This window comes from Vibrio sp. 16 (assembly GCF_963681195.1).
Lineage (GTDB): Bacteria > Pseudomonadota > Gammaproteobacteria > Enterobacterales > Vibrionaceae > Vibrio > Vibrio sinaloensis_D.
This window is the reverse complement of the sequence record NZ_OY808998.1, coordinates 631792-644244: the sequence shown is the minus strand read 5'-3', so window position 1 is coordinate 644244 and position 12453 is coordinate 631792. Positions and strand designations below refer to the sequence as shown.

Genomic DNA, 12453 nt, shown 5'->3' with positions numbered 1-12453 from the left:
TCGAAATAAATACCAAGATTGATCTGGCTTAATAAACTCGATGATTTTTGCTGACAACGTCAGCATTGGCATTAAAAAAGCTGCCAGAGGCAGCTTATTCGTTAGGCTTGACTGAGGGGGCTCAGGATTTCTCTGCGGTTGGCTCTGACGATAAAGATCACGCCGATCAAAGGGACCACTACAGCGGCAAATGGAATCATGCCTGCGCCCAAGTGACTGTCTATCACGATACCTCCTAAGAACCCGCCAAATGCGTTGGCCAAATTAAACGCGGAGATGTTTGCAGTTGCCGCGAGCTCTTGTCCTTCGCCACCGTGGTTCATGACTCGTAACTGCATAGCTGGAACATTCGCGAAAGAGGCGATACCGAATACAAAGGCAGCAGCGATAAAGAGCCAAGAATGGCTAAGGCTTAGCCCAACCAAAAGCAGTGAAACAATCATTGCCAAAGCCCAATAGATGGATGCGTTATGAAGATTTTTATCTGAGGAACGTCCACCCATATGGTTGCCGATGATCAAACCAATCCCAACGATAACCAGAATCCATGTTACGTCTTGCGCATCGAATCCGCTAACGTGCATAGCGATAGGCGCTAAGTAACCATACAAGGTCATGAAGCCCGACCAAACCAATACGGTAACCGTTAAACTGATGAGAAGTAGAGGATTCTTAAATGCAATTAACTGAGTTTTGACCGCTTTTGCTTGCTCGTGTCCATTTGATTGAATCACAACCGCAATAAAGAACAAAGCGATGGCACCGAAGGCCGCGACGGTAAGGAAGGTAGTATGCCATCCAAATTGCAGACCAATCCAAGTGCCCCCTGGCACCCCTAACACGTTTGCTAAGGTTAAGCCTGCAAACATCTGTCCAACGGCGCGGCCAGCCATGTTTTTGGCAACCAGTCCTGTCGCAACCACAGCACCAATACCGTAAAACGGACCTTGAACCAAACCTGTGATTACGCGGCTGGTCATCAATATCCAATAGTTTGGCGCGTACGCAGAAAGTAGGTTACCAAGAATAAATAGCACCATTAGCCCAGCCAGCACCTTCTTCTTATTGAAACGAGCGAGGTATATCGTGAGGAGTGGGCCGCCAAACACAATCGCAAGTGCGTAGCCACTAATTAGGTAACCCGCTTGACCTTCAGTAATTGAAAGAGTGTGAGCAACTTGAGGCAATATGCCCGCGATAACAAATTCTGCTGTGCCAATTGCGAAGGCAGCTAAGGTTAGAATCCACACCTGCAGTGGCATCTTTTCATTTTTCATAGCAATCTCATTTTGGGTTTCGATGGCAAGTTGAGGGACTTGTCTGAATAGCGTCAGTATATTGATTCGAAAAAATTTGATAATTGGCTATTATTTGAATTTATTATTCAGCTATTCCAAATAATGAGGTAGGAAAATGGACAAGTTCGCCGATATGGAAATGTTTGTTGCCATTGTTCATCACAGAGGCATGGCATCAGCCGGGAGAGCTTTGGGGCTATCGCCCGCGACCGTGACGGCGAGGCTGCAAAATTTAGAGCAGCGCTATGGTGTGAAGCTGCTGAATCGAAGCACTCGTCATTTGTCTTTGACGGATGCAGGGGCGCTTTATCACCAATCGTGTATTGAAATATTGGAAAGCGTTCGAGCGACTGAGAATGTGCTTCAAACCGGAACCACAGAGGTAAAAGGACCGCTTAAAATCTCAGCTCCGAAAGACATAGGTAAGCAATACATTGCGCCATTGCTGTCTTCTTTTTGTCGTATGCACCCAGATGTGATTCCCTTTCTCTATTTGAATGATGGGTTAAGCAACATGGCAGAGTCTGGGCTGGACCTGGTGATTCGCTATGGGGAGCTAGCAGATAGCCAACTGATTTCGCGCAAGTTAGCAACTAGCCAGCGAGTGCTGTGCGCATCTCCTCAATATCTTGCAGATTACGGAGAGCCAAAAAGCCCGACAGAGTTGATGGCTCATCAATGTCTTGCATTGATAAGAGGGAATGAAGCGCTGCAGCATTGGTATTTTGCCGCTAATGGGGAGCAGCAATCCATTTCTATCATGCCAAAACGGTATTCAGATGATGGGGAGGTGCTTCGTCAGTGGGCGATTGACGGTGAAGGGATCGTCATGAAGTCGATTCTAGATGTCCAACAAGACATTGCTCAAGGCCGTTTGGTCACCTTGCTTGATGGCTATACGAAGAATTTTAGTCAGGTTAGTGTCGGCCAAAGCGCAGATTTACACGTTATCTATCAAAGCCGCGATTATCTACCCAAGCGAATGCGACTGTTTTTAGATCATTTGTATACTGCGTTCGATGCCTAGAAAAATGGTCTGTGATAAGCAGAGTGGTCTGCTTATCACGATTTGTTTAACCAAAGAGCACGCTGTACAGGAAGCCTGCGCCTATCGCCATCCCTAAAATGACAGTCAAGAAAGCCGCGATCATTTGGTTTTTGAAGATCGACTTAAGCAAAATCACTTCCGTCAAACTTGCTCCTGCACTACCAATGATCAATGCCATCACAGATCCTAGCGCCATGCCTTTTTGTACCAGAGCTGCACTTAATGGAATGACGGCTTCAGCACGAATATAGAGTGGAATACCGATAACCGCCGCAACAGGAATCGCATACCATTTACCTGCACCAGCGTATTCAACGATCAACTCCGTCGGAATGAAGCCATAGATAAATGAACCGATCGCAATACCTAGCATCAAGTACGGGAAAACTTGTTTAAAGTCTTTCCAAGTGGATAACCAGATATTCATCCAACGGCTTTGTTGTTTGCTTTCAATGAGCGTTGCAGTGGCGCTGCCATCTGGACCACAGCAACTGACTTTAATTTTAGGTTCGGCGTTGGTGCTACAGCAAGTGCTCTGCGCTGCCACTGGCAAAGTTGGTTCACCACAAGCGGCTTTTGAACTGCATGAACTGGCTTCTGTTTTTATAGGCTTGCGCTCTTCACGGCTTGCTTTACAACTCGAGTTTTCAACAGCTTGATAGGCTTCAGGTTTTACGTATTTTTCAAAGCCAAGTTTTTCTAATACATAACCAGCAACAACCGATACCGTCATTGCGATCAGGAAGTAGAACGCGGCGACTTTCCAACCGAAAGTCACGACAAACAAACCAATGATGACAGGGTTAAGCAGTGGACTACCAAACAAGAAGACCATCATCGGGCCAAACCCGGCTCGAGCTCGCAATAACCCTTTTAGGAAAGGAATGGTTGAGCAAGAGCAAAAAGGTGTAATTGCGCCTAAAAGCGCTGCAACAATATAACCTTTGCCATTACGTGAGCTTAAGATCGACTGGATCTTTTCTGGGGTTAGAAACTCTTGTAACACACCAACAATATAGCTGATGGCCAAAAACAGAATGATCAACTCTGCTGCGAGAAAGGCAAACATATCCAGGGCTTCGCTTGCCATGGTCATAAGTTCATTGTTCATTGCTTGACTCCATAACGAGTAGGATGAATATATTTCGATTATTTTAGAATTATAGAAATCAAAGGAAAGGCAGGTCAATATTTATTTCTATAAATGTCGAAATAAAAGCATCGAGTCATGGCGAGCCATTGTTGGCTAGGTAATTAGGGTCTGTTGACCTTTCGCGGTTAAATTTTGTTCGAGATAAAATCGTTTTAGGCGCGGCAAGGGGTATGTAGCCTAGCATTCTAAGTAAATACCCCTTAACAAAGCATAAAACGATTTTAGCCGAACCCTTCGGGCAGCGTTTGTGGGTCATTTCTACTGCGTTATCGGCTTTTCATGTAGGCTAGCTACACTTCAAAGCCCCTGTCTGCTCTTGTTTATAAAGAAATAGAAATTTCCCACAAACAGCTGCAAAAATCAGCTCGAAAGATCAACAGACCCTAGTCATCGCAAATATGACTACACTTAGGCAGTGACTTAAGACTTTATTGGGAAACCGATGTCGTTGCGTGAAACCAAAATGACCAACCCTTGTGTGCGAAATTGTTGTCTTGATGACGATGATGTTTGCCTTGGCTGTTTTCGTACCCTAAAGGAAATCTTGGGTTGGAATCAGATGACTCAGGTTCAACAAAAGCACACCCTGTCTTTATGTCGAAAACGACGTCAAAAATCACACCCTTTCTCTTAACCTACTGGGCCGATGTCGCCGCCAACAAAAAAGCAAAATAACGCTTTACCTAAAGTTAACTTGAGGTTTTATCCTGTTGTTAAATCAACAAGGAGTGAGAATTATGCAGAACAATTATGTAAAAGAGTTGGCGATCAAGAGCTATCAAGAAGAAGCGCAAAAAGAGTACTATCGAACATCCTCAGAGTCCTTTCATACCCCAAGTTTTATGATTGGAATTCTAGTTAGCTCGATACTGATGGGTTGGTATTAATCTGATTTGCGTAGTTTCTCTACATCCCTGACTTTCTTGGGGTGTTGCACTCAATAGACACTTCGATTAATCTGGAAATATACGATTATTTGGAGTGACTATGGAACTCGACGCTGTCGCGAAAGCATTAAAAGAGCTGGGCCACCCAACGCGGCTATCTATCTATAAAACCGTCGTCAAAGCAGGCCATCAAGGTGTTGCGGTTGGTGCAGTGCAAGAAAAAATGGCCATTCCAGGCTCTACCCTTTCCCATCATATCTCGAGTTTGGCGTCAGCGGGTTTAATCAGCCAGCGTCGCGAAGGTCGTACCCTTTACTGCGTTGCAGAGTATCAATGCCTTGAGGGTGTGATTGGCTTTTTGCGCGCCGAGTGCTGCGCCGATGCAAAAGGAAAGTAACCCCTTTTAGACAACGGTGGAAACAGGCAAGTATTTGATACTTTGTGGCACTGAGTGTGATTAGTTTAACAAGCTACCCAGTAACGCCTCGCTGTTCAGCGAGGCGTTTTTGTGATTTATTGGACACTCACACAACAGAGGACGTTGACTATGGTTACAGCACTTTACGCTTCAATATTGGCTGGTTTGATGATTTGGCTTTCGATTGAAGTCATCAAACAGCGTCGCAAAGCACAAATAAAATATGCCGATGGCGGTGTGGACGCGTTGCAAGTCGCACGCAGTGCTCATGGCAATGCGGTTGATTATGTTCCCATTACCTTAATACTGATGGCTATGGTCGAATACAATGGGGCGTCTGTTTGGCTCATTCATCTATTTGGCACGCTCTTTGTTCTTGGGCGCATCCTTCACGCGAAAAGTATTCTTGCCGACAAATTGAAAGGACGCATCACTGGTATGAAGCTCACCTTTCTTGTCATTGTCGGCTTAATCATACTTAACTTAGTCTACTTGCCATATGAGCGAATTATCTAAATAACCAGCGATAAAGCGGTGTTTTTGATAAGCCAACCACCAAAATGAGCGTTGTGATGAGCGTCCCGAACAGTACTAAGCCATCTTTGGCAAGGTCGGTAATCTCATAGTATCGTGCAACGTTCATCATCAAGATTATGACAGGTAAGTGCGCTACATAGATGGGCAGTACGAACTTTGACAGCGACGTGATTCGTCGATCTTTTCCAAGCTCAGGCTTTGCCAATAACCAAAGAAAACAGCCTGTTCCCCACAAAGCTGTACCAAAAAGAAAATCGTTAGCGTTGAACGGTTGATCAAACTGATAGAGCCACGCTGCCTCACCAAAATGAATCATCATGCCGACAAATGCCAATAAGGCGGCGTGTCTTGCGCTAACGGATATGCTGTGTTGACGGATGGCAAAACCAATGGCGAACAACAATGAACTAAAGAATGGACCGTTACGAGTAAAGAACGGGGTCCATAGCTCGGTCAGGTTTTGATAGCTACCGCCGAGCACGCCATATACGTATAGGATTGCGCCGATCGGCAATAACCACGTCGTTTTGTTCACCTTGGCGAGTACACCTGCGATAAGCGCGGCAAACATAAGAGCAGGAATAAACCACAGGTGAACCAATCCCCCTTCCAAAACAGAGTTAAGTGGCGTTGCCGCTAAAAATTGCCAATATCCTTCACGTTCTGCTAGGTAGCCTTGCTCTGCGACTCGCTGAAGGTTGAACGGCATCAGCAAACAAATGATGCTCCAAACAACAAAAATCCTCAGTAATGGGGTGAGGTACTGTTTCAACGTCGAGATAGGGTCTACGATTAACTTAGGTTGAATCAAGTAGCCAGAAATTAGAAAGAAAAGGGGCACCGCAAATCGAGTGGTTTGGTTGAAGATGAAGCCCAGCCAAGGTGTGCCGTCAAACTGCCAATAAGTGAGAAACATTTGGCAGTGCATTGCGACGATCGCGAGTATAGCGACGACGCGGCCAAACTCGATACTGATGATTTTATCGTTATTCATAAGTGACTTTTTATGGAAACAGAGTGGCGAAAGATAACAACTCTTTTGCCGAAGAATCATGATTTGGATGAGGTTTTATGTGGATGCAAACAGCACTTCTTAGCGGATTTGAGAGGCGTATCCCTTTTTTGTCACCGGCCTCGTTATCAATAAAATATTGTTGCTAATCATTGTGATAAGTGGTGTGAATGCTTTTGTTACAGGTATTCATTAGCTGGTGGAGTTGACATAGGAAAAGGCAACTTGGAGAGCAAGATGGTAAACGGAATTAAGATCAGTACAAAAATCATCATCGCGTTTTTGGCATGTTTTATCTGCTTTGGTATCTCGGCGTATGTCAGCTATCAAGGCATGCAAAATGCCAGTTCAAGTTTTAAAACCTTTAGCAAATTATCGAAAGAAACGACTCTCATTGGCCAAGTCCAAGCGAATATGTTGCAAACGCGCCTAGGGGTGAATGAGTTTCTTGCAACCCACGATGATAAGTACATGCAGGCATTTAACAAACGCTTGGATCGGACCAATACTCTGCTTTTTGACTTGGAAGCGTACCTTCATGATGAAGAGAGTTTGCGTCATTTAGCAAAAATTAAAGTTGAAGTGGCGGATTACGCTCGCAACTTCGATCTGTTGCAGAAGGAAGTCCATGAGTTTGATGCTTCTTTGAATGGCACGATGCGTGAGCAAGAAAAAGTGGCCCTCATTGCCATCGAGTCGTTGCTGGAAGACGCGCACAACAGCGGTGATGCTGATATTGAGTATTACTCCGCGATATTGATGGAGACCTTCTTGTTCGCCAAAATTTCCGTATCAAATTTCCTTCAAGATCCGCAAAAAACACCGTTAGAGACTCCTCGTCGTTATCTTAATCAGCAGCTCCCTGAAGCGGAGGCCGCGCTCAAAAAATACTTAGTGACCGACAAGCAGCAATCGTTATTGTCTACTTATCAGGGCGAGCGAGAAAAATACAACCAAGATTTTGAGCATGTCGTGATGCTTAAGGAGCAAGAGCAAGTCTTGAGTCGAGCATTGATTCAACTCGGTGAAGATATTTCGCAACAGCTTGAAGAAATCAAATACACCGCGATCGCTCAGCAAGATAAGCTCATCCCTCAACTGCAAGAGCGAAAAGAGCAGACGGTGACAGCTATTTTCCTCGCATCTGCCGCTGCCATTATGATTGGGGTGGCGTTTGCTGTGTGGGTTCGTCACTCCATTTTGCAAGGCATTGCACGGGTGAAGGTGGTGTCTCAGCACTTATCCAATGGCAACTTGGCGATTAAGATAGAAAGCAATAGCAAAGATGAGCTCGGCGAATTGCTCAATGATATGCAAGTGACGATCCTCTCGTTGCGAGACATCATCAGCGAAGTGGCGACGTCTAGCAGTCGTGCGGGTGTCATGTCAGAGGAGTTATCCCAAATCACCAGTACCACGAGTGAGTCTTCTCAGGCTTTGAAGCAGGAGATGGATTCAATCGCGACCGCAGTGGAGCAACTGTCTGCAAGTACGCTAGAAATATCAACCAGCGCACAGGGCGCCGCAAACTTTACCCAGCAAGCCACATTTAATGCGGAGGAGAGTTTGAGTGTCGTTGGGCAAACCTTGCAAGATATTCGAGTCATAGAGAACGAAATGACAGCAAGTGTTGAGCAGATTCAAGGGCTCTATCAGGAGTCAATCAATATTGGCTCGATTCTCGAAACGATTCGAGGCGTTGCTGAGCAAACCAATCTGCTTGCATTAAATGCTGCTATTGAAGCCGCGAGAGCAGGAGATCAGGGAAGAGGTTTCGCTGTTGTTGCTGATGAAGTTCGAACGCTGGCGCAGCGCACACAAGAAGCGACCCATCAAATTGAAACTTTGATTACCAACTTGCAAGCGGGTGCAGAATCCGCGACAAACTCGATTACGGGCAGCCACGATCGGGTACTTGAAACGTCTCAGCGTGCGATTTCAGCGACCGACAAACTCCAAGCGATCAAAGACTCCATTTTTGAGCTTAATGAGCTGAACTTGCAAATCGCGGCAGCGGTTGAGGAGCAGAGCTTGGTGGCGAACAATGTCAGTGGCAGCGTACAAGAAACCAATGAAATATCCACTCAGAACAGCCAATCAGTGGGGGAAGTGTCGGTGGCCGCCAACGAGCTAACGGAAGTGGCGCAGAATCTCGATCTGCAAGTGAAACGCTTCACGCTAAACTGAGTTGGGTGTATTCAGGCTGGTTGGTTTTCGCTATTGGAAAAAAAGTACGAGTGTGCTAAAAAGAGCAGGTGGTTGTGTAAGAGTGTTCTATGAGTAAAGGCAAAGTTACCCGAGAAAATATTTTGACCAAGGCGTTCGAGCTGGCCAGTGAGAATGGTTTAGAGAGTCTAACGATTGGTGAATTGGCCAAGCAGTGCGGGATGTCGAAAAGCGGTCTGTTTGCTCATTTTAACTCTAAAGACAACTTGCAGATTTCGGTTTTAGAGCATGCAAATCATATCTTTACTCAGAGAGTGATTGCGCCGGCGAGAGAACACAACGCCATATCGATCGAGCAGAAGTTAAAGATGCTGCTTGATAACTGGCTAGGCTGGAACCACTCTTTTCAAGGCAGTTGCATGTTTCTCGATGCATGGAAAGAAACGGGGTGCGAGACACCTCCGACCCAACAAGTCCTGAAAAAAACCATCGCGACGTGGGTTGAGTACTTGCGTATTCAGGTGGCGAAAGGGGTGGAGAATGGTGAGTTTGATTCGCAATTGGATCCTAAACAAGCCACCTTTGAACTGTATGGGTTGTATTTAAGCGCTCACCTTTTCTACTCATTGCACGGAGAAGAGGCGAGTTATCAGCATTTCTGGCAAGGCGTTAACCGTCTGATTGAAAGCTGGAAATAGAACAAAGTAAGCTGAGTATTTCTACTTGGCTTATTATTTAACTAAAAATAGCACGGTCGTTCGCTTTTGCGAGAGGTAAGGGCTGGCAAAGAAAGGAAAACAAAATGAGTGAGAAGATTTACTTTAACACCTCGCAGAAGTTCAGCGTCAAAAAGAGCCTAGTCAACTTGACCACCCGTCTGCATCATACGTTGGCGCCAAAGCATGCAAAAAATACCGCGCGCAAATTGCTGCTCACTCCTGCTCGCACGCAGCCAAAAAACGCAGAGCCAACGGGCTTAGTTAAAGGCGAAGTCAGCTCAAAAGAAGGTGTGCTCAAGACGTATCAGCTTGGCTCTGGGCCTGTGTGGGTGTTGACTCATGGTTGGTCAGGCAGTGCCAGCCAGTTCTACCCATTGATGGAGCACATCGCCAGTCGAGGCTATACCGCGTTGGCTTACGATCACCCGGGTCATGGGCAAAGTGGTGGTGTTTATGGTCATATCCCCGCTTTTGTTCACGGCTTGGAAGCAATACTGGATAGTGTTGACGAAGTTGCTGGGCTAGTTGGCCATAGTATGGGTACCGCTTCGTCGATTGAATGCCATCACCAGAAGTTGGCGGATAAGCCATTTTTGCTGATCGCACCTGTCCTCGACTATCTGGATAATCTATTTGGCAGCGTCGCTCGCTCTGGCTATTCAATGCGTTTGTTCAATGCGGTGGTTTCTGAGGTGGAAGAGGAATATCGCTATCCGATTCAATCAGTCGATCCTTACAACAAGCTCAAACTTCGTTCTGCATCGACTATTATTGTTCATGATGAAGGCGATAAGTTTACCAAGTTCTCGGTCTCTCAACGCGCCGCTGAAGAGATGCCAAATGTCACTTTAGTTGCGACTCAAGGTCAGGGCCACGGCAGAGTGATGAAGTGTGCAGAAGTGATGCAGAGTTTTGATAAATTGAACGGTATTTAATCAACAGAATTGATGGGAACTTATCAAGAGTATTCATTAACTTAACATTGTTAACCATGATTTTGATGTGGTTAACAAATTCGCAATAAAAAATATTTCCGAGCAGGGTTGTGTGGGATCATTTGCTATGCCACAAGGCCCTCATAAGGAAATATAATAATGAATAGAAATGATAGTGTCCCTTTACCTAGCAATACCCGAGAATGGTTTTTTAACCGCAACAGCATGATTATTTTGGCGAATATCGCGCTGTTTGCGGTCATGTATTTTTCCCTCCCGTTTGATCCCCAAGTGGTACTTGGGATCTGCATGCTGATGTTTGTGGCCATTTTGTGGTTGACCGAAGCCTTGCATGTCACCGTCACCGCTATCCTAGTTCCCATCATTGCGGTGTTGTTTGGTGTGTTTGATACCCAAACTGCACTGAACAACTTTGCCAACTCGATCATCTTTTTGTTCCTTGGTGGTTTTGCGCTCGCTGCGGCTATGCATCGTCAAGGGCTCGACAAGGTGATTGCTGACAAAGTACTCATTCTTGCCAAGGGTAAGATGAGCGTCGCGGTATTTATGCTGTTTGGTGTCACCGCTGCGCTTTCGATGTGGATCAGCAACACGGCAACCACCGCGATGATGCTGCCATTGGTATTAGGCGTATTAAGCAAAGTGAATTCAGAAAGCGGCCACAAGACCTATGTGTTCGTGCTGCTTGGTATTGCTTACAGTGCCAGTATTGGTGGTATTGCAACTATCGTAGGTAGCCCACCAAACGCCATTGCTGCTGCTGAAGTTGGCCTAACATTTACCGAATGGATGAGCTTTGGTGTGCCGACAACATTGGTGCTCTTGCCTGTTTCGATTGCGGTGCTGTTCTTCGTACTCAAGCCAGATTTAAATGGCCAGTTTGAACTAAACCGAGAAGCGGTCAACTGGGATAAGGGCAAAGTGGTGACCTTAGCGATCTTCGCCGCGACCGTATGTTTATGGATTTTTAGTAAGCCAATTAACGCTATGTTAGGCGGTTACGCCAAGTTTGATACCGTTGTGGCGTTAGGCGCGATCGTAGCGGTGAATTTTGCACGCGTTGTGCACTGGAAAGACATTGAAAAAACCGCTGACTGGGGTGTGTTACTGTTGTTCGGTGGCGGTATCTGTTTGAGCAACGTATTAAAAGCGACAGGAACCAGTGTCTTCTTGGCGAATGGCTTAAGTGAAATGATTGCTCACTTAGGCATCTTCTTTATTATCGCGGTCATCGCTGTATTTGTCGTCTTCTTGACCGAGTTTGCTAGTAATACTGCCAGCGCAGCACTACTGATTCCGGTATTTGCAAGTGTTGCTGAAGCCTTCGGCATGTCGCCTGTGGTCCTATCGGTATTGATCGCTGTTGCGGCGTCGTGTGCCTTTATGTTGCCCGTTGCCACGCCTCCTAACGCGATTGTGTTTGGCTCTGGTCACATTAAGCAAAGTGAGATGATGCGAGTCGGGATCATTTTGAACCTCGCGTGTATTGGTGCACTAACCTTTATCGCGTTGAGTTTGTGGACTTAACAACACGCAATAAAAACAAAGCGAGGCAAATGGCCTCGCTTTTTTACGATTAGATTCGTACGATTGCTCAATGCAGTTTTCGCAACGACAAAGATAACGGGTTGAGGAAAGCCAATGAAATGGAGTATAGGGATACTGATCGCGGTTTGGAGCAGTTTGCTTTTTGCTGAAGTGGTAAAAGAGGAATCGGCTGAGTCGTTCATTAAGGTCAACATGACGCTGGAGCTTGATGGCGTTGAACGGTCGATTGATCAAACGCGCGAATCGCTGGATCAAATTGGAGTCGCGCTCGGCCAAATAGCTCAAAGTGACAACCTTAACGCGGATCAGCAGCGAATGCTGGGCGATACGATTGAAAATCTAAATCAGTTGGTGCACTTGTCGAAAGTGTCGGTAGAGTCATTGCCTCAAGCATTTGAGCGCTCTAAACAGACGATCTCTGATGAAAGTAAGGTATTTATGGATGACCTGCGTTTTAAGGTATTGCTTGTTGTCGCGGCGATCGGATTGGTGGTTGTGTTAGTGATTGCTGCGATAGGCTGGTTTATTCTGCGGCCGATGCAGTCGTCATTGGTTGCGGTGACTCAAAACATCGCTTCGATGGCGGGCGCAATCAAAACCACTGCGGATGCGCTAGACTCCATCTCCAACCAACAAGGAGAGATTGCAAAGCGGTTAGAGCGTCATGTTGATTCTGCTGACAAGTCTTGATGATGGTTCGAGCGCGCCAAA

General features: G+C 46.0%; 13 protein-coding genes. 10 read left to right on the top strand and 3 right to left on the bottom strand.

Going from position 1 to position 12453, the window contains the following annotated elements:
- Window positions 1–101 precede the first annotated feature (101 nt).
- On the bottom strand, window positions 102–1277 hold the full coding sequence (locus U9J37_RS17190; RefSeq protein ID WP_005474007.1) for an MFS transporter: 1176 nt from the start codon (window positions 1275–1277) through the stop codon (window positions 102–104).
- Window positions 1278–1413: 136 nt separating this feature from the next.
- Here U9J37_RS17190 and U9J37_RS17185 point away from each other — a divergent pair, with 136 nt between their 5' ends.
- A complete protein-coding gene (locus U9J37_RS17185) occupies window positions 1414–2325 on the top strand; it encodes a LysR family transcriptional regulator (protein WP_005473903.1) in 912 nt (303 codons plus the stop codon).
- A 46-nt stretch (window positions 2326–2371) separates the two neighbouring features.
- Here the strand turns inward: U9J37_RS17185 and U9J37_RS17180 are convergent, their stop codons facing one another.
- Window positions 2372–3457: a permease gene (locus U9J37_RS17180; protein WP_005473913.1), complete on the bottom strand. Its 1086-nt coding sequence runs from the start codon at window positions 3455–3457 to the stop codon at window positions 2372–2374.
- 484 nt (window positions 3458–3941) lie between these two features.
- Between U9J37_RS17180 and U9J37_RS17175 the strand changes: the two genes are divergently transcribed.
- The 4 genes from U9J37_RS17175 (at window position 3942) to U9J37_RS17160 (ending at window position 5320) form a co-directional block, all read left to right on the top strand.
- A complete protein-coding gene (locus U9J37_RS17175; protein ID WP_083794677.1) occupies window positions 3942–4133 on the top strand; it encodes a DUF1289 domain-containing protein in 192 nt (63 codons plus the stop codon).
- A 103-nt stretch (window positions 4134–4236) separates the two neighbouring features.
- Window positions 4237–4386: a hypothetical protein gene (locus U9J37_RS17170; protein ID WP_005473930.1), complete on the top strand. Its 150-nt coding sequence runs from the start codon at window positions 4237–4239 to the stop codon at window positions 4384–4386.
- A 100-nt stretch (window positions 4387–4486) separates the two neighbouring features.
- Window positions 4487–4783 carry an ArsR/SmtB family transcription factor gene (locus tag U9J37_RS17165; protein ID WP_005473959.1) on the top strand — a complete coding sequence of 99 codons (297 nt, stop codon included), beginning with the start codon at window positions 4487–4489 and terminating at the stop codon, window positions 4781–4783.
- A gap of 150 nt (window positions 4784–4933) precedes the next feature.
- Entirely contained in the window at window positions 4934–5320 is a 387-nt protein-coding gene (locus U9J37_RS17160) for an MAPEG family protein (RefSeq protein WP_005473909.1), read from the top strand.
- Here the strand turns inward: U9J37_RS17160 and U9J37_RS17155 are convergent.
- The gene (locus U9J37_RS17155; RefSeq protein ID WP_005473907.1) at window positions 5313–6335 is read right to left on the bottom strand and encodes an acyltransferase; all 1023 of its coding nucleotides are present in this window, start codon (window positions 6333–6335) and stop codon (window positions 5313–5315) included. The two genes, U9J37_RS17160 and U9J37_RS17155, sit on opposite strands and share 8 nt — an antisense overlap.
- 255 nt (window positions 6336–6590) lie before the next feature.
- Here U9J37_RS17155 and U9J37_RS17150 point away from each other — a divergent pair, with 255 nt between their 5' ends.
- The 5 genes from U9J37_RS17150 (at window position 6591) to U9J37_RS17130 (ending at window position 12432) form a co-directional block, all read left to right on the top strand.
- Window positions 6591–8540, top strand: a complete 1950-nt coding sequence (locus U9J37_RS17150) for a HAMP domain-containing methyl-accepting chemotaxis protein (RefSeq protein ID WP_005473986.1) — start codon at window positions 6591–6593, stop codon at window positions 8538–8540.
- Window positions 8541–8629: 89 nt separating this feature from the next.
- The gene (locus U9J37_RS17145) at window positions 8630–9217 is read left to right on the top strand and encodes a TetR/AcrR family transcriptional regulator (protein ID WP_005473968.1); all 588 of its coding nucleotides are present in this window, start codon (window positions 8630–8632) and stop codon (window positions 9215–9217) included.
- Window positions 9218–9321: 104 nt separating this feature from the next.
- On the top strand, window positions 9322–10173 hold the full coding sequence (locus U9J37_RS17140; RefSeq protein WP_005473939.1) for an alpha/beta fold hydrolase: 852 nt from the start codon (window positions 9322–9324) through the stop codon (window positions 10171–10173).
- A gap of 159 nt (window positions 10174–10332) precedes the next feature.
- Window positions 10333–11721, top strand: a complete 1389-nt coding sequence (locus U9J37_RS17135) for an SLC13 family permease (RefSeq protein ID WP_043887169.1) — start codon at window positions 10333–10335, stop codon at window positions 11719–11721.
- Between the two features lie 114 nt (window positions 11722–11835).
- Window positions 11836–12432 carry a hypothetical protein gene (locus U9J37_RS17130; protein ID WP_005473949.1) on the top strand — a complete coding sequence of 199 codons (597 nt, stop codon included), beginning with the start codon at window positions 11836–11838 and terminating at the stop codon, window positions 12430–12432.
- Window positions 12433–12453 lie beyond the last annotated feature (21 nt).

Excerpts from the sequence above, each read along its gene's own strand:
- U9J37_RS17190 (WP_005474007.1), bottom strand. The coding sequence starts at position 1,277 with ATGAAAAATGAAAAGATGCCACTGCAGGTGTGGATTCTAACCTTAGCT.
- U9J37_RS17185 (WP_005473903.1), top strand. The coding sequence starts at position 1,414 with ATGGACAAGTTCGCCGATATGGAAATGTTTGTTGCCATTGTTCATCAC.
- U9J37_RS17180 (WP_005473913.1), bottom strand. The coding sequence starts at position 3,457 with ATGAACAATGAACTTATGACCATGGCAAGCGAAGCCCTGGATATGTTT.
- U9J37_RS17175 (WP_083794677.1), top strand. The coding sequence starts at position 3,942 with ATGTCGTTGCGTGAAACCAAAATGACCAACCCTTGTGTGCGAAATTGT.
- U9J37_RS17170 (WP_005473930.1), top strand. The coding sequence starts at position 4,237 with ATGCAGAACAATTATGTAAAAGAGTTGGCGATCAAGAGCTATCAAGAA.
- U9J37_RS17165 (WP_005473959.1), top strand. The coding sequence starts at position 4,487 with ATGGAACTCGACGCTGTCGCGAAAGCATTAAAAGAGCTGGGCCACCCA.
- U9J37_RS17160 (WP_005473909.1), top strand. The coding sequence starts at position 4,934 with ATGGTTACAGCACTTTACGCTTCAATATTGGCTGGTTTGATGATTTGG.
- U9J37_RS17155 (WP_005473907.1), bottom strand. The coding sequence starts at position 6,335 with ATGAATAACGATAAAATCATCAGTATCGAGTTTGGCCGCGTCGTCGCT.
- U9J37_RS17150 (WP_005473986.1), top strand. The coding sequence starts at position 6,591 with ATGGTAAACGGAATTAAGATCAGTACAAAAATCATCATCGCGTTTTTG.
- U9J37_RS17145 (WP_005473968.1), top strand. The coding sequence starts at position 8,630 with ATGAGTAAAGGCAAAGTTACCCGAGAAAATATTTTGACCAAGGCGTTC.
- U9J37_RS17140 (WP_005473939.1), top strand. The coding sequence starts at position 9,322 with ATGAGTGAGAAGATTTACTTTAACACCTCGCAGAAGTTCAGCGTCAAA.
- U9J37_RS17135 (WP_043887169.1), top strand. The coding sequence starts at position 10,333 with ATGAATAGAAATGATAGTGTCCCTTTACCTAGCAATACCCGAGAATGG.
- U9J37_RS17130 (WP_005473949.1), top strand. The coding sequence starts at position 11,836 with ATGAAATGGAGTATAGGGATACTGATCGCGGTTTGGAGCAGTTTGCTT.